The sequence below is a fragment of the cyanobacterium endosymbiont of Epithemia clementina EcSB genome, from assembly GCF_029919255.1.
GTDB lineage: Bacteria > Cyanobacteriota > Cyanobacteriia > Cyanobacteriales > Microcystaceae > Rippkaea.
Genome location: NZ_CP123991.1, coordinates 938,437 through 960,019, shown reverse-complemented (window position 1 = coordinate 960,019; position 21,583 = coordinate 938,437). Strand labels below are relative to the sequence as shown.

Here is a 21,583-nt window from a genome sequence, read left to right as displayed (position 1 = left end):
GAAATATTTAAGGCTAATTTGACTTTTTAGTATTGCCCATTTTTTATCCCTGTTACTAGCGCTTTTGTTAATCCTTCTAAAGTATATTCTCTGGCTTCAATATCAATTTTTCCTAAAAGCTCATAACAAGTTTTAGAAGTTTGCGGTCCAATAGATGCAATAATAATTTTAGCTAAAATAGATGATATTTTTTTTGGTGATTCCCCCCCTAATTGCTGGTAGATTAAATAATGAAAATTACGGACAGTTTTAGAACTAGTAAAGGTAATAATATTGATTTTTTCTTGTTGTAAAGCTTCCCAAGTTTTAGGATTAATATTGTTAGGACATTCCGACTGATAAGTAGCTATTTCTGAGACTTGCGCTCCTTGCTGTTGTAATTCTCTAACTAAAAGATCTCGACCTCCTATTTCAACACGCGGAAATAAAATATTCTTATTATCTAAAGATTCTGGAAAGTTTTCTACTAAGGAATCAGCTACAAAATCAGGGGGAATAAAATCAGGCTTTAATCCATATTTTTTGAGTACATTAGCCGTTTTCTTTCCCACTACTGCCAGCTTAATCCCTGCTAATGCTCGAACATCTTTCCCTAAAATTTCTAACCGTTGAAAAAAGAATTTAATCCCATTTGCTGAAGTAAAAATTAACCAATCAAAGCTAGACAGTTTCTCAATAGCATCATCTAAACTCTTCCAACTCGACGGGGGAATAATTTTTAAAGCCGGCATTTCAACTACCCTTGCCCCCTGTTGTTGTAACATCAGGCTAAACTGATTTGATTGTTCTGCTGCACGGGTAACTAAAACCGTTTGTCCTGCAAGGGGACTGGAAGAAAAGTCCACATTTCTTAGACCAACCACTTCGCCAATAACAATAACCGCAGGAGATAAAGAGATCCCTGATACCTGATCTATTATGTCTCCCAACGTCGATATCCAAACCTCTTGTTGAGGACTGCCCCCGTGACGAATAATCGCAGTAGGTTCTGAAGAGGATCGCCCATTTTTTTGTAACTGAGAGACAATTTGGGGTAATGTCCTTCCCGCCATTAAAACAACTAATGTGTCTATTTTGGCTAAGGCTTCCCAGTTCAGTAAATCGGGTTGATGACCTGTCAACACCGTGAAACAGCAACTTAACTGTTTGTCTGTCAGAGGAATGCCAGCTAAGAAGGGGGCAGCTAAGGCGGAAGAAATACCTGGAACTAATTCATAATTACAATTTGCTTGGGTTAGGACTTTAATTTCAGAGTTAACTCGACCAAAAATTGAAGGATCGCCACTTTTTAACCTAACTATCTGTTTTCCCTGAAGACAATGAGCCACCAAAAGCTGATTAATGGTATTTTGATTGGTACTAGAGGAACCGCCTCGTTTCCCTACATTTAGCTTCAGACAATTTTCTGGGGCTAAATCGAGGAGTTGAGAATCAACCAAACCGTCATAAATTAGAACTTGGGCGTTACTTAGTAACTGTTGTCCTCTGAGGGTTAAATAAGCAACAGAACCAATTCCCGCCCCTACTAGATAAACTTTCCCTCGACAATCACTCATCTACTCTCATGCCTTTAACTTGTTTCAAGGTAACGCTTGCCATGCTTGCTTTACAAGATTACTCAGCCAACGGCGTTGAACGAAATCGAGCATGCGATTACATTGTAAAACTTCGGCGGTTAACTCATCTAACGATTGTCCCTGAGAACGGGCAAGTTTAACAACACCAGCATCGCCACAGCAATCATTTCTTCATTAACAGGTTGACTGCGGAAGGCAAAGATTTTTTCAGGACTAGCAGCAATAGGAGAATGTATAACAACTCAACCACGGTTTTGGATAATGTAGACGATATTATCAAATAATTGTAAACTTTTATAAAAGTATCTGTCACCCTACAGCAGAGCATAAGTTTAGCTTTTTTTAAAAAAAGCTAAACTTATATATTTTTCCTTAAGTTTTTTCCTGACAATTTTGAGATGCAAGAAATCCTTTACTTAGAAGTTCCAACACCCCATATAGATATTGTCTCTAACTGGTTACAAAATAAATGGGCTCCTCAGATAGGACAAAAGGTGATTACCCCCCAAGGTATTCGGTTACAAGTGATCTCTAATTCTGCATCAACTAGACTTACCATTTCTGAGACAGAGTTATCAATTTTTCTTTGGTCAATTCAACGAACTACTTATCTTAAAATATTTCGTTGGGGAAAAAAGCGATTTCCGTCAGAGGGGAATATTTGCCATCAATTAATCAAGGACATTCAACAGGTATTTCCACCTCAATATCCCCAAATTTGTGCTCTCGATTTATCAGAAAATTCAATCTTTGAGGCTTTAGAAGATAATTATCCCCAGACCGTTCATTTTTTCCGAAAAATGCCCCAAGGGGAAACAGACTTACAACGGGTGTATTGGTGGGAGAAACGCTGGCGTGAAGGGGTACAAAACTCACAAAAACCCAAACAGGTCATATTTGACTGTCAAAAATCCTCCGAGGAAACTATGATGGCTTACGACATTATTTATGTTGGTGGTGCTTTAGGCGCAATTCACGCGGCGATGATGGCACAATTAGGCTATCAAGTGTTGGTAGTGGAACGATTAGCTTTTGGACGGATGAACCGAGAATGGAATATTTCCCGTTCTGAATTTCAAACTTTAATTGATTTAGAATTGTTCACCCCAGAAGAATTTGAAAGTCTTATTGTCAAGGAATATATTGATGGATTTAATAAATTTTTTGATGGCAACAATCCTCCCCATCTTAAAGCAGAAGTTTTGCATACTCCCACAGTTTTAAATATTGCTATTGATACTACTAAGTTTTTAAATTTATGTGGAAAAAAGTTACTTGAATTAGGGGGAGAAATCTTGGATACAACAGAATTTATTCGTGCTGACATTGACCCTGATGGAGTAACTCTACAGTTAGTTAACTTAGAGCATAGAACTTCTCAACAGGTGAGGGGAAAATTACTAATTGATGCTATGGGAACAGCTTCTCCCATTGCTTGGCAAATGAATGGCAAGCAAACTTTCAATAGTGTTTGTCCGACAGTTGGGGCAATTGTTGAAGGATTATCTCCTAAAGTTTGGAACTCAAAATATGGAGATGTGTTAAACTCCCATGGAGATATTTCCCGTGGACGACAATTAATTTGGGAATTATTTCCAGGAAAAGAAGATGAGTTGACGATTTATTTGTTTCATTATCATCAAGTGCATCCTGAAAACCCTGGATCTTTATTGGAAATGTATGAAGACTTTTTTAATATCCTACCGGAGTATCGTAATTGTGATTTAGAAAAATTGGTCTGGAAAAAGCCAACTTTTGGTTATATTCCAGGTCACTTTTCTATGGATAAACGAGATCGTCAAGTAGCTTTTGACCGACTTTTATCGATTGGGGATGCTGCTTCTTTACAATCTCCTTTGATTTTTACAGGTTTTGGATCTTTAGTCCGCAATTTAGGGCATCTAACTCGTTCTTTAGATGTAGCACTAAAAAATAATCATTTAACAGCAAAAAATTTAAACAAAATTCGTGCCTATCAAAGTAATGTTGCAGTAACATGGTTATTTTCTAAAGGAATGATGGTTCCCACCGGAAAAACCTTACCTCCTCAAAGAATTAATGCGATATTAAATACCTTTTTTGGACTCCTTGTAGATTCTCCTACAGAGGTAGCAGATACTTTTATTAAAGATAAAACTACTTGGATAATGTTTAATAAATTAGCCTTAAAAGCTGCTTTAAAAAATCCGATATTATTATATTGGATTTGGGAAATGGCAGGTACCCAAGAACTTTTACAGTGGTCAAGATCTTATCTTGATTTTACCTTAGATGCTTTGAAAAATTTATGGATAGGAAACAAGCATCAATAATTGATAATTATCAAAGTCTTAGGGCTTTCCCTCTAATTACCAAAACTTGACTCATTCGTCTAGATAAAACTCTTATTTTCTAACTGAGTTTTAGTAAATTAAGTAAGTTATTAATCACAAGTTATAGTTAAAATTATTTATATAATAGTGAGTCTACGGTTAGCAAACTCCAATTGAGCAAATTTTAAACAATGAGATATTGAAGTAATTGGAGTAAAATCGATAGTAACTCTTCTGAGCAGGACTTTGTTTAACTGTTTTGGCTAAATTATATTTATCTTTAAACGTACTTCAGGCAATTCTATGAGTGTTTATTTGATGCCATACCTCTTCTGTTATATTTAGTTCTGGACTCTAATTTTTTTAAAAATATATCTATATTTTTTTATTATCTTAGTTTTGCTTCAACTAACATATTTATATCTACTGACTAATTATCAAAAACAATTACCGGTTCTATTTTTTTATCTTTGCCGTATTTTCAGATTAATCTGTCTCTTGCTTGCTCCAAAATTTTCGTAGAACTTCCCTAGAATAAATATTGTCATAGTCAAACAAAAACGAAAGTATTTAAAGATCATTATTACTCTCAAAAATATACGATTTAAAAGAGGAATTTATGACAAATTACAGGGAAAAATAAGACTGAAATAAAGACTATTAAAATTGACTAGCTGGTGTAAAAACCCTATTTATTATACCTAAAAAGCCATGGGGAAATTCGGCTAAATGTTAGATGATAGGAATCATTATCTATTTGGATTAAAGAAAAAACTAAAAAAAAGAATAACAGGAGTTATTTTTGATTAATTCAAAATAGAGTCTATAAATTTATTATATTTGCAAATTTTGATTTAAAATATCGATTTTTTATATTTTTATTTAGGGCATGAATTATTTCTAATAATGACTTTTATTTATTTGCATTTTCAGTATTTTCTAAAAAAAAATTACGAGGTTTTCCTGGAGTTAATTTGACGTTTTTTTATATTTCCTTATTTTTCTGGAAGAGTTTTTTAGATTACAGGTCAAATTTGAGAGTTATTGCTCTTATAATTCTTTTAGCTAAATTTTTATATAGGTTGATATCTAGTGAGTATTTTTTTTAACTGTACAAAGTATTTTAACTGAGATACTTAGAAAAAGTCTACAGTCAAATTATCAATATAGTACAGTTATTGCTCAATAATAGGATGAATTCAGAAGCTTTTAAAGTTTTTTTCATAGAAATAATGGTATAAAAGTCTAAAACAAGTTATTTTTTCATCCAAAAAATTAAGAAAAAAGGTATTATAGTAACTTTTTAAGTTCCTAAAAATATCGAACAACAAAGAAAATTTTAACAAAATATAAATAACTTTTACGAGTTTATAGATCAATTTATAATTGAAATATCTTAGCTACTTTCAGAAGTAATTACTTTTAAAAGTATTGTCATTAATCGCAACAAGTATTACATTAAAATATTTATTACGATTAATACAATTTCTATGATTTGTCGTTTATTGCCAAATAATTTAAAAATTAATATAGTAATTTTTATTTATTTTATATGAAAATAAGGACGAAATAGAGGCGAAAAGTATTAGATTTTTTTCTTGGAAAATCAGTTAAAATTTTGGGATTAACACCTAGACAAGCAGATTCAATAACTATTGTTATTTTGTATAAAAAGAAAAAGAATATCTGCCATCTATGAAACAAGTTGACTCTTACATTATTTCTAAATTTTTTTAAAAAATTGAATCTATTAATACCGCTGTCTATTTTATCTTTTCTTGATAAGAGTTATCAAAGTAATTGTTGATTACCTAGGAATGTCTGAATAAGCTAATAAATAATTAAGACAGATGTATCTCCATTATTTGCAGCAAGCTAACTGCTATTTTGAATGATTTGTGCTACGGTATTCAACGAATGTCATAAAATTATCAAAATTTTAATTTTTTGTACTCCAAGGAATAAATAATATGGTTCAAACAAAACAAGTTACTAGTAATAAAAAAGAGACTACTAACAATAAAAATGGTCTTGTATCTATCCCCTTTTCTGTTTCTCATAGCGGTATCTGTGCTACTGAAATGCGGCCTTGGGGATCATTTACTACCCTAGAAGAAGGGCCAGGATATAAAATTAAACGCATTGAAGTTGATCCTGGACATCGTCTCAGTTTGCAAATGCACCACCATCGTAGCGAGCACTGGATTATTGTTTCAGGAACTGCTAGAGTTTTCTGTGGAGATAAAGAAGAAATTTTAGTGGCTAACCAATCCACTTATGTTCCTCAATGTACGGTCCACCGCCTAGAAAACCCAGGAGTGATTAAATTAATTCTTATTGAAGTCCAAAATGGAGAATATTTAGGAGAAGATGATATTGTTCGTTTCCAAGATGATTACTCTCGTCATCAAGCATAAGTAAATTTTTAAAAATCAGCAAGATCTATTGTCAAGTTTATTAAATCTGTCTTCTCTTGTTCAAAAATTAGGCAGATTTTTTTTATCAAAAACCAATGTTACTTTCTATTTAAATCCTTTTCTAGTGGAGGAACAGGATCATAACCTCCCGGGTTCAAAGGATGACAGCGTAAAATTCTTTTCATCGTCAACCAAGTTCCTTTGATAGCACCAAATTTTTCAACAGCCTCTAAGCTATATTGAGAACAAGTAGGCTGAAAACGACAACTTGGAGGAAATAAAGGAGAAATAAAACGTCTATATATTTGAATAAGTAAAATAAAAATATTTTTCATCTCAATTTTTACCTATTTAGAGTTTCTCATTTCCTTCCAAAAAAATTCATATTCTTGTTTATTTTGCTCAGATAGTGGTTCAATAAAATCGCAATTGTTCATGATATGTTTTTCGACAAATAGGAGGGGATTTGTTTGTATTTTTGTGGATATTGTTGGGGTTGTATAAATCATTGGTGAGGCGCCATCAGTTAATAAAGAAATTTGATTGACTGACGATTCTTGCCAACAAAAATTAATCCATTGTTTTGTTAATGTCGATAGATTAATATTATTTTTTTCAGCTCTCGGTTGTACCCAGATATCTGTCCAAAGAGAGGTTCCTGATTGGGGTATAATCGCTTTAATTTTTCTATTTTTAGCCATTAAAGGTAAAATATCACTAGACCAACCCACACTCAGCCAAACATCTCCAATAATCAAAGGTTGTAAATAGTATCGAGAACTATAATATTTTATCTGTTGGTTTAAGGCTTGGAGTTGTGAAGATAAGTTGGGAATCTGGGATAGATTTGGGCTGTTATAAGAATAGCCAAGTTTTTTTAGAGTTAAACCAATAATTTCCCTTGGCTGATCAACGACCGCGATGCGATGGCGCAATTCCTCTCGCCACAGGTCACCCCAATTGGTCGGAGTCCATCCTAACGTCTCAAATTGATCACTATGATAGGCAATTAATGTAGTTCCCCAACGATAAGGTGCACCCCAGACTTGTCCTTCTAAATCTAAATTTCCGGCTTCATCTCGTTTGACCAGAGCTTGCCAACGAGAATCCAGTTTTTGCCAATTTGCTATCTCAGTTAAAGTCAGGGGTTGAATTAACTTATCTTGAATAGCTTTCCCTAACCAAGCATCTCCTAAGGTAACTAAATCGCTCATCTTGTGGGAATTATCGTTGATTAAGGGAAGTTTACCTAACCAATCTTTAAAACCTTGAGAAGTTTTATTTTTCCCTTGCCAACTTTGTAATTGTTTCCAGATATCTTTTAATTGAGCTGTCGGTTTGAAAGAAAGAGACTGATCTTTAGAAAATTGTTGATAAAAAGCTTTTAATAATTGGGGAGGAATCGAGCCTTGTAACAACAAAACTCTTAATGCAGTAGAGTGATTGTCGCATCCCGATAATAATTGCGTTAGTGCCAGGGTACCAGCACTAATTAAAAAAGAACGACGACTAAGCATAATTTACGTTGTATCAATGATTACTGTTGAGTAACTTATAAAAAGCTATGACAAATAAACGATAATTTTGTCTCTTAAAATTAAACTAAGAATAGTTAACGAATCGTTAAATTAATCGGGAGTATGTAAAGATTTTCCTTGGTCACTTCTAGGATAATACATGTAAATCTAAGTATTAGTTATGGGAATTCTTATGGATGGGCTACAGCAACAAATTAATGAACTTAATTACAAATTCAATCAACTTAATCAAATGGTGGAACAAGTTAGTCAACAGATCTCCACCTTGGCAAACCCGTTAGAAGTTTCTGCTAACATCAAGCAAAAGTCTTTTGATTGTGTTTCTCATCTTATCCCAAGTCCTAATACTGAACCTTCAATCACTAACAAACCCTTGAAGTTAGGGATTAAACATAAGGATATTCTTTCAGATGACCGTGACAACCAGAGCGTAATCTCCCCTGAAGGGGAGATAATTCTATCAAGGGATCTTCAAGTTCGCCGACTAACAGCTCAACTAACAGCAGCATATAATCGAATTGCTGCGTTAGAAGAACAACTACTCGCTTATCGCCGCTCTGGGTTACCTTTTATGAAAGTTGCTCACTCACAAGATTAGTTGTATGGGTTCATCCTTAAATAAGATATTTAATGGACAGTATTTCCTTGAGTTAATTAGCTAGTTGAATTTAAGGAGATGTGGGAACCCCTGATAAGGAAGGGTTAAGAGGAATGCTAGGGGAGCCTCCCAATCCTTGCTCTAGACTAGTCGGAACTTTTTGTGGCCAGGAACTAGGAACATTCTCGAGTAATTGATTTCTTGATGGCAAAGGAGTCAGATTCAGAGCATTACTGGAAGGCTCTGATTCCCCTGGTAAAGTTGCTAGGGCAACGCGATCACCCCCCACTTGCTTTAACATATCAAGGACTTGAATAACTTCGTTGTAACTAGCATTTCCCGAAGCGTGGAGAACCATCAGACCATTAGGATTAAACTGGTGATAGTTTTTAATTGCATCAAAAAGTTGGTTGCGCGTCACCAGTTGTTTTTCCACGTATACCTGACCGAAATCATCGAGACTAACCACTAACATTTCTCGCATTTGCGGTGTTCCAGTGCTAGCCTTAGGTAAATCCAGGCTCATAGCCTGCTGACGAGATAATCCCACAGCCCCCAAAATAAAAAAGGTCAAAATGCAAAAGATTACATCTATCATCGGCAAAATTTCAATGCGAACCTCCTGGTGGAGAGACGTGTCTTGCCACAATTTTAGGGGGCGCGAGTGAACATGGGGTTTATTTTTCTGACTTTTTAGTTTTTGTCCAGTGGCCTGTGTCATAAGTACCTTTACTAAGATCAAAGAAGTTAGTGGTCAGCTGTTTCGGAGGGCTTCGAATCGGTACTTATAGGATAGCGATCATCGTCTATTTCTAACCAGTGTTGACGATAAATTACCTCTAATTCGCTGCCCGTTTTACGGAAAACTCTCACTTGATTAAACCATAAGGCTTGGAAAATGCGATAAAAAACTAAACTAACAATGGCTACAATTAAACCAACTGCTGTTGAAATTAAGGCTTCGCCAATTCCTAGGGTAACTCCGGCAGTTGAGGCTGTTCCGAGATCGCTAATCTGAATTGAACTTAAAGAACCAATAAGTCCTAATACTGTGCCCAACAACCCCAAAAGAGGAGACAGCGCAATGACGGCTTCTAGTACCTTATCCCCTCGACGCATGAGAGCCAATTCATCATCGGCAGCTGATTCTAAAGCTAAATGGAAGACTTCAGGATCAGGATTAGTCAATCTCAGGGGAGTATAAAGATAGTTGCCTATAGGGTGATTACGGTATTCTCTGGCAATTTTTGGAGCCGAATTCCAGTTTTTAGCAGCGGTATCCATGATTCGATTAAGTATTTGCCCTTCTTTAGGGATAAATCTTACCCAGAACCAGGAACGCTCAATAATAGTACTTAATACGAGTACTGACAAGAAGAGGAGCGGGCCCATAGCTACCCCACCTTTTTGAATAATTTCTGCGATGTTCACGTTCTTTAGCTTACCTCCGTTCTTTGTCCCCAACTAAGTGTGACTTTAACGGTTAGAATTATTTGTTTACAATTCTAAGGGTTTATGTTTAGCAATCAAGTATATTCTCGAAATAAGAATGCTTTGTCCAAAATCTCATTAATAAAGCATAGAGTTGCCCAAAAGGCACAGGTCAAAAAGCTCTGGGATAAGTTTACTCGGACATTGCTGTGTGGTAAATAGGAGTGATAGTGATGACGAATCGAAAAACTTTGATCACAACTTTTGGATTTCTGGGTTTATTCCTTTTGAGTTGGTTTATTCCTTCATCTAAAATTCAAGTTTTCAGCATATTAGCAGACGCTCAAGCACTACAGGAAGTTTCCCCAAAGATATTTTTTCCGAAAAAAACTTTGGGCAATGAAAAACTGGTAAATGCTCAGATGAAATTTGGTTTTAAGCTCTTTTCCACTCTAGCCAGACAAAATTCCGAACAGAATATTGCTGTCTCTCCTGTTAGTTTAGCTCTAGCTCTATCTATGCTCTACAATGGCGCAAGCGGAACTACTCGGCAAGAAATGTCTGGTGCACTGGGGATTAAAGGTGTTAATCTTAATGCCTTTAATCATGCCAATAAAACTCTAGAAAAATCATTAGAGACGAATGATTATTGTGGTCAATTGGCAATTGTTAATTCACTTTGGACTGGACAAGGATTTCCTTTTCGTTATCAATTCCTCAAAACTAATCAAGAATACTATCAGGCTCAAATCACTAATTTAAATTTTGAGAGTGCTGAGTCAGTGGGAATTGTTAATCGTTGGGTGAAAGAAAAAACCCTAGGAAAAATTCCCCAAATCATTGAGCAAATTAGTCATGACGATGTACTTTTTTTAGTCAACGCAATTTATTTTCAAGGAGTTTGGCAAATAGAATTTGATCCTCATCTGACTACACAACAGCCATTTTACTTAAGTAATGATAGGGTTATCAAATTTCCATTGATGTCTCGTGAAGGAAAGTACCGCTATTTTGAAACATCAGAATTTCAAGCGGTGAGTTTACCTTACACAGGAGAACGCTTTAGTTTAGAAATCTTTCTTCCTCGACCAGATAAGAATCTAAAAGACCTAGTTTCACAACTAACAGTGGGTCAATGGAAAAAATGGATGGGACAATTTCGTGAACAACAAGGAAAATTAAAACTACCCCGTTTCAGTCTATCCGATGAAGTCGACATGGAAAAGGCTTTAATGTCTTTAGGAATGTCCACAATGTTCGAACAATCATCAGCCAACTTTTCCAAATTAACATCCCGTCAAGTTTATGTGAATCATATGAGACACAAAACTTTAGTGGAGATTAACGAGAGAGGAACACAGTCTGCCGTCACCAGTCCCATTCGTGCAAGGATGACTTCTGTATTTCTTCCAGAAGAGCAATTTACCATGATTGTTAATCGTCCATTTTTATGTACAATTCGTGATCATAAAACTAATGCGATTATATTCATGGGAGTTGTGAAAAAACCTAACTAAAACTTACTTCCATAAGAAAAAAAGCCCTGAATTTCTGGAATACGTCACTTTAAACGAGGTTCTTTAAAAACTTTGAGCTTCGGACATCCCCTGTTATTCATTAAAAAACAAGGAGTAAAACCGAAGTTCTACTCCTCATCACGGAAGTACCCCCAAGGGAATTTGAATCCCTGTCGCCTCCGTGAAAGGGAGGTGTCCTAGGCCACTAGACGATGGGGGCTTGTTTTTGACACATACACTAATCTAGCAATGATCTTTGTTCATGTCAATAGTCTTACTCATCAATTTTCTAGAAATTTCTAACTCAGATATTTTTTAATACATATGTTCTTTAAAAACCTGTCTATAAATTCCCAAAACTCGATCAAGAAAGTTATTATTAATTTGTCCCTTGTTGCCATTGAGCAAGACGAGCTTGAGATTTAGCGTCAAGACAGTTAAACAAGAAACGACTCTGACTACGTTTGCTAGGTCGTTGTTTACGTCTAACTTGATGAGTGGATAGATTTATTTCATTAGCTAGATGTTGAGCCGACATCCATTCTGCGCCATATCCTACTACTGTCAAACGTTGATCTCGATCTGATGTAGCGACGATTAATCGAGGCGGAGTAGGACTGGTTTGATGAAAAAAAGATGCACAGACTTTTTCAATGTATGTATCAGCCGTTTGCGCCCAAGCGGTAAAGTGTATAGATAAATTGGGGGAATATTTTTCTAAAGAACTAGGGGTCTTGCGATATTGGGAGTCAAAAATGACTTGTGCTTGATAACCACTGTGGGCTATATAATTAACCAGAGCCTCTACCAATTCTCGTCTTGCCGGTTCTAAACCATGGCGATCACGGGTTTTCTTTAAAGAAGTCCAATTCCCGATAATGTTATAACCATCGATTAATAATAAAGGATTGTGAGGAAGAAGCATGTTTTTTAAAAGTGGTCATATGTGCTTAAGGTATTTTTTGATGCAAATGTCCTCCGATTTTAGCAAAGAATTTTCATTTTAAGGGGAAGTTTTTGAAACTAATCTAGCTTTTAGATGGTTGGGGTCTCCTTTGTCTATTACTTTTCCGTTTTCTAGTAAGAAAGCACCATCGCAATAATTTAACTCTTCTAAGCGATGTGTAACCCATAAAGCGGTAATACCTTGACTCTTAACTAACTGTTGTACCTGGATCACTAATTCTAATTGGGTATCAACATCTAGGAGGGCTGTAGGTTCATCAAGGAGAAGAACTTGGCAATGACGGGCGATCGCTCCAGCAATAGCAATACGTTGTTTTTGACCTCCACTAAGAGCATAAATAGGCCGTCGCTCTAATTCTAGAAGGTTAACAGCCGACAAAGCTTTCCGTACACGCTTACGGACTTCGATAGGGGATAGACGTTCAGGAACTAACCCAAAGGCGATATCAGCTCCAACGGTTGGCATAACTAACTGAAGATCGGGGTTTTGGAAAACAAAACCGACAGGGGGACTCATGACGATAGTTCCAGTTTGGGGAGTTAGCAGTCGCGTCATTAATCGTAAGAGGGTTGATTTTCCACTACCATTAGTCCCTAATAACATCCAAAATTCCCCTTTAGGAACTTCTAGGGAACATGATTGCAGTACAAAAGAGTTTTGATCCCAACCAAAGCTTAAATCTTTAACTTGAATCGCAAAATTGGTCATTAAGTCATTAATAATTCAGTTCTACTGTTGTAGTTTAACGTTAAAATCAAAAGATTTTTATTCTAGTTCCAACTAACTTTTTAATCTTAATACTTTAATTTTTACCATATTGAGGATAGTAAAAACCTGTCAAACCCTGACATAGTAAAATTCTACAATTCTATTAATAATAAGTAAACTATTAGAAACTTAAACAATCTTTAAATAGAGCCTTTAATAGGTATATATTGAAAATATAGTACTGTAAGTTTAGCAAAACTAAACTTTACGAAAAGAAACAAATGGATAGTTAATAACCTTTTTTGTTGGCTAGATAAACGTTAAATAGTTACAATGCTCTCGAGTATCAATAATCTATACTAGAAAGTAAGGACAATAAAATTTTATATAAGTTTATAGAAACAGCGATCTTCCAGGCTTTAAAAGTATAAATTAAAAGTTAATTATTAGCTAAGTGTTAGTTAAAGGAAATAAAATAATTGGTAACGATTACAATAAACAAGTCAATAATGATGACTTTATCACCCAATTACCCATGCTAAAATAATCTTTCCAAGAAAATAGTACGTACTGATAATTACAAAGATACTGTTCTTTATTTAACTTTAATTACCTGTTATTTATGCGCAGTAGCAGTAATTTGATTTGGAGTTAGAAAAGTAGTTTCTTGAGAGTTAAAAACTTTTCGATGGCAAAATAATTCATTGAGTTTAATGGAGTTGAAATAATTTTTTCTAATCTAAAAGTATGTTAAAAATTAATAAACGAATTCATCGAATAAATTCATTACTTTAGAATAAAGGTATTGAATAATAAGTTCAATAACATTGTTGCGATTAAGTCAACAGAACAAATGGCAATATTATACCTCGATGATTAATAGCTAGTTTTCTTCTTGTCTTAATAGATTTTTAAATTATCTTTACCTTTCTACTAAATAATTTAAAATATAGAAAGACAAAAAATTCTTTGAGAGGAAATAAAATAAACGTGATAGGATTAACGGTAACAATAATATTCCTATTGCCGGCTTTTGCTGCTTTTATAATTTGCTTAGCAACCCAATCTCCGGACATTAAGCCAATAGGATTAAGGTTACTTTTAAATGGTCCTAAAATTAATTTTCTTACCACACAAGGAGCATCCAAACGACGTAAAGTAACTAGGTTTCCTAAAGCTCGTTTACTTAATTCATAAAGGGGGCTAACTGCAGGACAAACTTCTGCTTCAGAGGTGTTGACCCAAACTTCCTTGCAAACCCGATCTTTATTTGTTTTAACGGTAGTAATAAATAACTCCATTAACCGCAAACTAGAAAATGTATTTACTTCATAAGATTTATTAATAGCTTCTGGAGTTCTCTCATGATGAACATTGATACCATGATTGAGAATTAAAATATCAACTGACTCTAACTCATCCGTTAATTCCAATTCTTGATCAACCTGCCAAGTTAATGTTTTTATCGGTAATTTTTTGCCTTCAATTTCTACTGCAATAGACTGAGATTGAGAGGTGGTGAAAGCAATCGGTATAGCCCCATTACTATAAAGCTGTTTTAAGAGTGATTGCCCCAAAGTTCCTGATGCACCAGTGACTGCAACGGTTTTTCCTTTTAGAGATAATGCAGTTCCCATAAGTTTATCTACTAAGGTCAATGTTCCGCTATAATAAGCTTTCTGATTATCAAAATGATGTCGCCAATGGTACGGACGGTTTACAAACCAGTTTCCAGGAAGAGTAACAAATTCCCCTTGACGATGGGTAATATCCGTTAATTCATCGGCGTAGGGAACTCCTGCACCCCGCGTGATCGCCCCGATCAGAAAAGTTAAAGCATAAATTGACCCTCCCCACGCCATCCAGCTGTAGGGAAAACTTTCAACAAAAAATACTGTCCCAGGAATCAGGCTCAAAGTCAACATTACTAATGCTTCTGGAAGATCATTATACCAATGAGCTTTACGGTAAATTTCCTCACTGACGGGGGATAAATCAGGACGAAATACGCGATGATGCCAAGCATGAAGACGATACAAAGGAATCCAATGGTGGGATAACGCGTGGTAACAGTCCCGAACAATTTCTACCCAGAGAATTGAACCTAACAGTAGAGAGGTCATCGTAATAATATCACTCAGCATAAAATGGTCAGACTTATTTATTTGTTAAGATGGGTAAATAGTAATGAATAGTTCTTTTTTATTCTAACAGTAGCTGACGTGCCAGTATAGCCTCCCCATTATAGCTTTTCATCCTTAACGTTTAACTGAAATGAACTTTTAAAAACGCCAACAAACAAAATTTGCATTCTCCGCTAGAATAAAACCTTAAAGTATAAAGCAGACAACAAACGAACAAAGAGAATAACGGAAGTTGTTAGCATCAAAGTAAACGAATTAATCAAAACATCGACTTATGCAAAATAATTATTGGTCAGATAAAGCTGCTCAGAACTTGGATCCCTTTAGTTCATTATTATCGGAATGGTCTGATCCTCAAGACGAAGAAGAGAAATTTAGAAACGATTTTTTCCAAGGATTATCAGGACGACGTAAAAAAGCTGCTTTTGTCCTTATGGCTATTTGGGGTATCACCATTGTTCTTCATTTAGTGACTTGGGGTACTTGGGTGGTTTTAGGACTAACGGGATTATTTTCCATCCAAGCGTTACGTCTCATAATCGCTAAACCGGAGGAAGTGCCGAGTCCTTTATCTGATGAAGTTATTGCTAATGGTCATGTTCCTTCGGTTTCTTTATTAGTAGCGGCTAAAAATGAGGAAGCGGTTATTAGTCAACTGATAACGACCTTGTGCAATTTGGATTATCCCACTGATAAATATAATTTATGGGTAGTTGATGATTGCAGTACTGACAACACCCCCCGAATTTTAGCGCAATTATCCCGGAAGTATTCTCAACTCAATGTGATTCGTCGTTCGGCTAATGGAGAAGGGGGAAAATCAGGAGCATTAAATCAGGCGTTATCCCAAACTCATGGGGACATTATTGCGGTTTTTGATGCTGATGCTAAGGTTTCTCAGGATTTATTACGTTGTGTAGTTCCTTTATTTGAAGACAAAACGGTAGGAGCAGTTCAAGTCCGTAAGAATATTGCTAATGCGCCTCTGAATTTTTGGACGAAAGGACAGGGAGTAGAGATGGCCCTCGATGGCTATTTTCAACAACAAAGGGTTGCGATCGGGGGAATTGGAGAATTGCGCGGTAATGGACAATTTGTTAGGCGTTTAGCCTTATCTCGTTGTGGGGGATGGAATGAACAAACAATTACAGATGATCTTGATTTAACTATTCGACTACATTTGGATAATTGGAAAATTGTTTTTTTATCCGCTCCCGCCGTGGAAGAGGAAGGAGTAACAACAGTAACATCTCTTTGGCATCAACGAAACCGTTGGGGAGAGGGAGGGTATCAACGATATTTAGATTATTGGCGGTTTATTCTTAATGAGCATATTGGCTGGACGAAAAAAGTTGATATGCTATCGTTTATTGTCATACAGTATTTGATCTTAATGGCGGTATTTCCTGACTTTTTGATGGTGATTCTACGTCATCACTTACCAATTTTTAGTCCGTTAACCATATTAATTTTATCTTTGTCTTCTTGGGGTGTATTTAATGGGTTACGTCGCAGTGAAAAAAACAAAAATTTGGGGATTGTAGACGTGTTTCGGTTGACGTGGTTATCTTTGAAGGGAACCTTTTATATGATGCACTGGTTTATTATTATTCCTAGTGTAACTATTCGAATGTCAATTTTTCCTAAACGTCTTAAATGGGTTAAGACAATTCATGAGGGGACTCCTGAAGAAAGTTTTGTTAATTAAGTCAATTTATTTGGTAGTATTTCTGACTAATTAGGGACACAATATCACAATATAAAGTAGTTTGTGTTCCTATTTTTATAGGGATTAGACTCGGATATAACACTTAATTAGGAATAGACTTGTTTCAATCAGAAATAGAAAAGTGATAAGTAATAGTTATAAAATATTGATGATTGATTCATCACTAATTTATTTTATTCATATTTTTTCTTAAGTTTTTTAGTTCTAGTAGAATTAGTTCTAGATATAAGATGTTAGTTATAAGCAGGTAATTTTAAATATGTCTAGAATAGAAAATTTTTTAAAAAAGAGCATTTAACTAGATTTCAGCTTACCCAAAAGTTCAGCTAACACGATTGGAAAAGCAAAAACTATGAAAGTTACATTTTAAAACTCAGAATAACTACTATGATTCTCTCTACTCTAATTAGAGCGGTAATAATTTTGTAATTGTTTAAGACTTGAATAAGATGTATTGAAATTAAGGCTTTTACCTTCCATTTTTATCGAAGCAAAAGGGATAATTTCAACTACACTGTTACCATAAGCAATGATCTCTAAACTATCAATCAAATCCAAATTCCATTGGGTTTGATTAATAGGAATTTGTTGATTATTTAACCAAGATAATAACTGTGATTGTCCGATTCCTGGTAAGATTGCTTCTTCGATGGGGGGTGTATACCATTCTCCCTGTTTATATCCCCAAAGATTCCCTGTACTAGTTTCTAGCCAATTTCCTTCGTGATCAACTAAAATTGTTTCTCTAAAGCCCAACTGATCAGCTTTTTGTAAAGCTAAAAATGTTCCTAAATAATTGCCAGTTTTATAATTAGCTAAAGATCGTTTATATAAGCTAGTGTTAGCGACCCATCCTTTTATCCCTTTTTGTTGAGATTGTTCTAAATCTTCAGGTAAAAAACGTCCTATAATCCATTCTTTACCATCAGGGAAAATCGTTAATCTTAAGACAGGATAATAGTAAATTAATAATTCGGCTTCTTGACGTAATTGTTGCCAATTAGGCAACGTCCAACCAAAAGTTTTTAAGCTGCATTCGAGTCGATGACAATGAGTGGACCACTGGGTTAAACGATGGTCAAGAGACTTTTGATAGACTCGTAATGTTGTAAATACTGTTGCCCCATAAATTAAACCAGGTTCGGTCACCTTAACAGAAATAGTTTCTGTTTCAATCAATTCCCCGTCATACCAAAACATAATGTTTTAACTTAAAGATACTCTAAATAACTAAGTAAATCGGCCATTTCTTGATAATTTGGTTTAAATTTTGGCATGGGCGGTGTTTTTCCACTAGTAACTTGATTAATCAGCTTAGTTTTAGATTTATGTTTGTGGACGTGATGTAAACCTGGTCCTACGCTTCCATCGGCTTGTAACCCATGACATCCTGCACAGTTGATTTCGAAGATAGCCCGTCCCTTGTTCATATCTCCTTTAAGAGATAAGACTTTTTCAACATAGGGTTCAGACGCTTCATGAAAATACCAACCTACTATTAATACAAGGGTGATAACAGCCACGGCTATTAAGGTTGAGGTCAACCCTCCAATGACATTTTTAAGTTGGTTAAACTGATAAGTCACAGGTATTCGATCAAACTGGCTAGTCTCATCTTTACATTCTGCAATATTTTAATTATTAAAAGCTATCTTCATTAAGTTTTTGTAATAATCAAGGGGGATATTTGGTAAGTTATTATTAACTTTATTAAAGTTGGCATATATTTTTAATATAAAATGCTAAATTGATGATTGTTAAGGGGTAAGCTGAGAAAGTTGGTCAATTTCAAAATACTGATGAAACTTGTTAGTAATTTCCAACCAGTATGAACGTCCATTTTCATGACGACGCTTGCGGATAAAGCCTAGTCCGACTAATTCTTGAACGTGTTGATAAGCACTGCTACCCCTGAGTTCAATCAAGTCGGTTTGTACAATAGGATTTTTGAGGGCGATTGCAGCTAAGGTTCGAAGGGTTCCCTTTTTCAATTCTGCCGGAATTAAGTCATCTATCAAACTATCAAATATTGACCGTAGCTGTAGGCTATAGCCTTGGGACATTTCTAGTATTTCTAACGCGCTGTCTCGATACGCATAGTCTGACATTAATTCAATGATAGCTTCTTGTACCTCATCCACCTCGCAATCAGCACATTGAGCAATTTCTGTTAAGGACAAAGGTTTACCCTTCAAATAGAGAATGGCCTCAATTTTAGTTGCTAATCTCATAACTGTTCTAAGAATTGTGATGGAAAAGTTTCCGTTAAGAAAAGCTGAATTATTTCTGAATCAATTTCTGATTCTACCCTATCTATGTACCGAATAATTAGCAATGGGAAGAGCTAAAATTTCTTTCTATTTCAGATTAGCTGTAATAGAATCCGGCTAAAAAAAACCAAGTTTCTAAAGTTGACTCATCTTGAAAGCGATTAAGTCTAGCTTCTGGATGAGAATAATAAATCGAGCCATTATACTCAATTGTATCAAAGTGAATGTCACAGACAATAAGAGAAAAAGTTTCAGTACAAAAGTCTCGATTCTATTGGACTTGTTTGAAGGTGTAGTACAGCTTTTTACTCTCAAACAAGTAGAGAGCAATTGATAAATTTAACCTTACTAGAAGTTTTGATTCAGCTCTAATTCTAAGTACTGAGAAAAAGGACTTTACATTTCGATTTATCTTCAGGGGCTATTATTTGCCGTTCTTCACACTACTTGATATCCATGTTTAATAATTTCCTTAACTTCCATCTATAACGGTTATCCATTAATGCTTCACATTATTTAGTGTTATGTTAAATACGAGTCATTTAGAATAAGTTCGAAATTACTGTCTAAAAACCACAGAAGGCAATGCCTGAATCTTTAACCAATACCACCCAAACTATTGATGTTCGTACCTGTGGGATAAATCCTAATTACTGGTATGTTGTGGCTCGGAGTCTAGAAGTAACTGATCAACCGTTAGAGGTTATAGTTTGGGACCAGTCTATCGTGCTCTATCGAGATAAGCAAAAAAAAGTCCAAGCCATCGAAAACAGCTGTCCTCACCGTCAAGTAAAACTCAGTAGTGGTAAAATCATTGGAAATAGCTTAGAATGTGCTTATCATGGGTGGCGGTTTAACCGCGAAGGTAAGTGTATATTTATCCCCTATTTAAATAAAGAAAACAAGTTACCTAACTGTCAAATTATTTCCTACCCAGTTTCGGAATTGGACGGGTTTATTTGGTTGTTCTTAGGAGACTCAAAGAAATTACAAGAAACCTATGAGCAGCCGTTAGAAATTCCTGAATGGGGGCACCTCAACTATATCGCAACTGTTTCAACTATTGAATGTCGAGGACATTTCTCGTTTTTGATTGAAAATTTAATGGATATGTATCATGGACATTTACATAGGAACTATCAAGCTTGGAATTCAGCTAAATTAGCTAAACTCTCATCTAATGAGAAACGAGTAGACGCTCTGTATGAAACCCAAAGCTACTATAAAATAGATAAAATATGGTCAATTTTCCAACTTTTTTTTCCTCGTTTGCGCCGATTGCACTCTGAACCTTTGCAAGTTAGTTATATTTATCCTCATTGGACGTCAACCTTAGGAAAGGATTTTAAAATTTATTGTTTATTCTGTCCTATTAATAAGACTTATACTCGTGCCTATTTAATTCATTTTACTTCCCTAAATGCTTTTTGGAGACTTCATAAACTACCTATCTGGTTTCGACGTTGGATTAAAAATAGTTTGTTTGGATCAGCACAAAAAATGTTAGATGGACTAGTTAAACAAGATATTACCATGATTGAACAAGAACAGCAGGCATATTTAAAAGATTCACGACAACAAACCTATGAAATAAATCCTACTATTAGCCAAGTCCAAACAATGGTTAAAAAACAGTTTCAATTGTACGAAAATAATTAAAACTTAACTGTATACTAACTTTAGTTACTGTCTAGAATGTTCATCTAGAATATCCATGAATTTTTCTGCTTCTTCTCAGTCGACTCCTAACTTCATCTCTCCTCAATTATCTTCTAAAGAACTTGAGTTAAAATATCCCTTAAAATTGGGAGTTTTAGCGTCGGGAAGTGGGACAAATTTTGAAGCTATTGTCCAGGCAATACAGGAAAACAAACTAAATGCTAAGATTCCCATATTGATCTATAATAATCCTGGAGCGAGAGTTAAAGAAAGGGCGCAAAGATTAAAGATTCGGGCAGTATTACTCGATCATCGCAATTTTAAGCAACGGGTAGACCTGGATCAGGCTATTGTTGAGACTTTACAACAGCATCAAGTAGAGTGGGTTATTATGGCTGGTTGGATGCGTATTGTTACTCATGTTCTATTACAAGCCTATCCTAACCGCGTCATTAACATTCATCCGAGCTTATTACCAAGTTTTAAAGGAATTCACGCCGTTGAACAAGCCTTGGCTGCAGGTGTTAAAATTACCGGATGCACGGCTCACATTGCCAATTCAGAAGTTGATAGTGGACTAATATTATCACAAGCGGCTGTTCCTATTTTACCGAATGATACCCCCGAGACACTACAAGCTCGCATTCAAGTTCAAGAACATATTATTTTTCCTCAAGCCATTGCTCTAGCCGCAAAGCGATATTATTAATCATTCA

Annotated in this window: 18 protein-coding genes, 1 tRNA gene and 1 pseudogene; 7 read left to right on the top strand and 13 right to left on the bottom strand. The window is 35.3% G+C overall.

From position 1 onward, the window contains the following. Positions 1-26: 26 nt before the first annotated feature. Together cobA and P3F56_RS03200 are read right to left on the bottom strand one after the other, a co-directional pair. Entirely contained in the window at positions 27-1,556 is a 1,530-nt protein-coding gene (cobA, locus tag P3F56_RS03205; protein ID WP_281153358.1) for a uroporphyrinogen-III C-methyltransferase, read from the bottom strand. 24 nt (positions 1,557-1,580) lie between these two features. Continuing rightward, positions 1,581-1,813: pseudogene (locus tag P3F56_RS03200) on the bottom strand (hypothetical protein). A 162-nt stretch (positions 1,814-1,975) separates the two neighbouring features. Here P3F56_RS03200 and P3F56_RS03195 point away from each other — a divergent pair. Next, positions 1,976-3,889, top strand: a complete 1,914-nt coding sequence (locus tag P3F56_RS03195) for an FAD-dependent oxidoreductase (RefSeq protein WP_281153357.1) — start codon at positions 1,976-1,978, stop codon at positions 3,887-3,889. 1,970 nt (positions 3,890-5,859) lie between these two features. Beyond that, positions 5,860-6,306 (top strand): cupin domain-containing protein, encoded by a 447-nt coding sequence (locus tag P3F56_RS03190; RefSeq protein WP_281153356.1) that lies wholly within the window; start codon positions 5,860-5,862, stop codon positions 6,304-6,306. 98 nt (positions 6,307-6,404) lie between these two features. Here P3F56_RS03190 and yidD read toward each other — a convergent pair whose 3' ends face one another. Together yidD and P3F56_RS03180 are read right to left on the bottom strand one after the other, a co-directional pair. Beyond that, a complete protein-coding gene (gene yidD / locus P3F56_RS03185) occupies positions 6,405-6,641 on the bottom strand; it encodes a membrane protein insertion efficiency factor YidD (protein WP_281153355.1) in 237 nt (78 codons plus the stop codon). Positions 6,642-6,653: 12 nt separating this feature from the next. Next, positions 6,654-7,823, bottom strand: a complete 1,170-nt coding sequence (locus P3F56_RS03180; RefSeq protein WP_281153354.1) for an extracellular solute-binding protein — start codon at positions 7,821-7,823, stop codon at positions 6,654-6,656. Positions 7,824-8,004: 181 nt separating this feature from the next. Between P3F56_RS03180 and P3F56_RS03175 the strand changes: the two genes are divergently transcribed. After that, entirely contained in the window at positions 8,005-8,442 is a 438-nt protein-coding gene (locus tag P3F56_RS03175) for a hypothetical protein (protein WP_281153353.1), read from the top strand. A 70-nt stretch (positions 8,443-8,512) separates the two neighbouring features. Here P3F56_RS03175 and P3F56_RS03170 read toward each other — a convergent pair whose 3' ends face one another. Further along, positions 8,513-9,163, bottom strand: coding sequence for an ExbD/TolR family protein (locus tag P3F56_RS03170; protein ID WP_281153352.1), 651 nt, complete (start codon positions 9,161-9,163; stop codon positions 8,513-8,515). A gap of 26 nt (positions 9,164-9,189) precedes the next feature. Then, positions 9,190-9,834, bottom strand: a complete 645-nt coding sequence (locus P3F56_RS03165; protein WP_281153694.1) for a MotA/TolQ/ExbB proton channel family protein — start codon at positions 9,832-9,834, stop codon at positions 9,190-9,192. A 272-nt stretch (positions 9,835-10,106) separates the two neighbouring features. Here P3F56_RS03165 and P3F56_RS03160 point away from each other — a divergent pair, with 272 nt between their 5' ends. Then, positions 10,107-11,390: a serpin family protein gene (locus P3F56_RS03160; RefSeq protein WP_281153351.1), complete on the top strand. Its 1,284-nt coding sequence runs from the start codon at positions 10,107-10,109 to the stop codon at positions 11,388-11,390. Between the two features lie 147 nt (positions 11,391-11,537). On the opposite strand, the gene P3F56_RS03155 is transcribed toward P3F56_RS03160, so the two are convergent. The 4 genes from P3F56_RS03155 to P3F56_RS03140 form a co-directional block, all read right to left on the bottom strand. Then, positions 11,538-11,610, bottom strand: a tRNA-Glu gene (locus tag P3F56_RS03155). 159 nt (positions 11,611-11,769) lie between these two features. Then, the gene (locus P3F56_RS03150; RefSeq protein ID WP_281153350.1) at positions 11,770-12,315 is read right to left on the bottom strand and encodes a YacP-like NYN domain-containing protein; all 546 of its coding nucleotides are present in this window, start codon (positions 12,313-12,315) and stop codon (positions 11,770-11,772) included. A gap of 78 nt (positions 12,316-12,393) precedes the next feature. Further along, a complete protein-coding gene (locus P3F56_RS03145; protein WP_281153349.1) occupies positions 12,394-13,065 on the bottom strand; it encodes an ABC transporter ATP-binding protein in 672 nt (223 codons plus the stop codon). A gap of 911 nt (positions 13,066-13,976) precedes the next feature. Further along, a complete protein-coding gene (locus tag P3F56_RS03140) occupies positions 13,977-15,209 on the bottom strand; it encodes a bifunctional sterol desaturase/short chain dehydrogenase (protein WP_281153348.1) in 1,233 nt (410 codons plus the stop codon). A 274-nt stretch (positions 15,210-15,483) separates the two neighbouring features. On the opposite strand from P3F56_RS03140, the gene P3F56_RS03135 reads away from it, so the two are divergent. Next, positions 15,484-16,917 (top strand): glycosyltransferase, encoded by a 1,434-nt coding sequence (locus P3F56_RS03135; protein ID WP_281153347.1) that lies wholly within the window; start codon positions 15,484-15,486, stop codon positions 16,915-16,917. Between the two features lie 423 nt (positions 16,918-17,340). Here P3F56_RS03135 and P3F56_RS03130 read toward each other — a convergent pair whose 3' ends face one another. From P3F56_RS03130 to scpB, 3 genes are all read right to left on the bottom strand, one after another. Then, positions 17,341-18,138: an aminotransferase class IV gene (locus P3F56_RS03130; protein WP_281153346.1), complete on the bottom strand. Its 798-nt coding sequence runs from the start codon at positions 18,136-18,138 to the stop codon at positions 17,341-17,343. Between the two features lie 11 nt (positions 18,139-18,149). Further along, a complete protein-coding gene (locus tag P3F56_RS03125; RefSeq protein ID WP_281153345.1) occupies positions 18,150-18,524 on the bottom strand; it encodes a c-type cytochrome in 375 nt (124 codons plus the stop codon). Positions 18,525-18,695: 171 nt separating this feature from the next. After that, the gene (scpB, locus tag P3F56_RS03120) at positions 18,696-19,169 is read right to left on the bottom strand and encodes an SMC-Scp complex subunit ScpB (protein WP_281153344.1); all 474 of its coding nucleotides are present in this window, start codon (positions 19,167-19,169) and stop codon (positions 18,696-18,698) included. A 624-nt stretch (positions 19,170-19,793) separates the two neighbouring features. Between scpB and P3F56_RS03115 the strand changes: the two genes are divergently transcribed. Together P3F56_RS03115 and purN are read left to right on the top strand one after the other, a co-directional pair. Further along, positions 19,794-20,867 carry an aromatic ring-hydroxylating dioxygenase subunit alpha gene (locus P3F56_RS03115; RefSeq protein WP_281153343.1) on the top strand — a complete coding sequence of 358 codons (1,074 nt, stop codon included), beginning with the start codon at positions 19,794-19,796 and terminating at the stop codon, positions 20,865-20,867. 55 nt (positions 20,868-20,922) lie between these two features. After that, on the top strand, positions 20,923-21,576 hold the full coding sequence (gene purN, locus P3F56_RS03110; protein ID WP_281153342.1) for a phosphoribosylglycinamide formyltransferase: 654 nt from the start codon (positions 20,923-20,925) through the stop codon (positions 21,574-21,576). The last annotated feature ends 7 nt before the right edge of the window (positions 21,577-21,583 follow it).

Coding starts and splice junctions, on each gene's coding strand:
- cobA (WP_281153358.1), bottom strand. CDS start 1,556: ATGAGTGATTGTCGAGGGAAAGTTTATCTAGTAGGGGCGGGAATTGGT.
- P3F56_RS03195 (WP_281153357.1), top strand. CDS start 1,976: ATGCAAGAAATCCTTTACTTAGAAGTTCCAACACCCCATATAGATATT.
- P3F56_RS03190 (WP_281153356.1), top strand. CDS start 5,860: ATGGTTCAAACAAAACAAGTTACTAGTAATAAAAAAGAGACTACTAAC.
- yidD (WP_281153355.1), bottom strand. CDS start 6,641: ATGAAAAATATTTTTATTTTACTTATTCAAATATATAGACGTTTTATT.
- P3F56_RS03180 (WP_281153354.1), bottom strand. CDS start 7,823: ATGCTTAGTCGTCGTTCTTTTTTAATTAGTGCTGGTACCCTGGCACTA.
- P3F56_RS03175 (WP_281153353.1), top strand. CDS start 8,005: ATGGGAATTCTTATGGATGGGCTACAGCAACAAATTAATGAACTTAAT.
- P3F56_RS03170 (WP_281153352.1), bottom strand. CDS start 9,163: ATGACACAGGCCACTGGACAAAAACTAAAAAGTCAGAAAAATAAACCC.
- P3F56_RS03165 (WP_281153694.1), bottom strand. CDS start 9,834: ATGGGCCCGCTCCTCTTCTTGTCAGTACTCGTATTAAGTACTATTATT.
- P3F56_RS03160 (WP_281153351.1), top strand. CDS start 10,107: ATGACGAATCGAAAAACTTTGATCACAACTTTTGGATTTCTGGGTTTA.
- P3F56_RS03150 (WP_281153350.1), bottom strand. CDS start 12,315: ATGCTTCTTCCTCACAATCCTTTATTATTAATCGATGGTTATAACATT.
- P3F56_RS03145 (WP_281153349.1), bottom strand. CDS start 13,065: ATGACCAATTTTGCGATTCAAGTTAAAGATTTAAGCTTTGGTTGGGAT.
- P3F56_RS03140 (WP_281153348.1), bottom strand. CDS start 15,209: ATGCTGAGTGATATTATTACGATGACCTCTCTACTGTTAGGTTCAATT.
- P3F56_RS03135 (WP_281153347.1), top strand. CDS start 15,484: ATGCAAAATAATTATTGGTCAGATAAAGCTGCTCAGAACTTGGATCCC.
- P3F56_RS03130 (WP_281153346.1), bottom strand. CDS start 18,138: ATGTTTTGGTATGACGGGGAATTGATTGAAACAGAAACTATTTCTGTT.
- scpB (WP_281153344.1), bottom strand. CDS start 19,169: ATGAGATTAGCAACTAAAATTGAGGCCATTCTCTATTTGAAGGGTAAA.
- P3F56_RS03115 (WP_281153343.1), top strand. CDS start 19,794: ATGCCTGAATCTTTAACCAATACCACCCAAACTATTGATGTTCGTACC.
- purN (WP_281153342.1), top strand. CDS start 20,923: ATGAATTTTTCTGCTTCTTCTCAGTCGACTCCTAACTTCATCTCTCCT.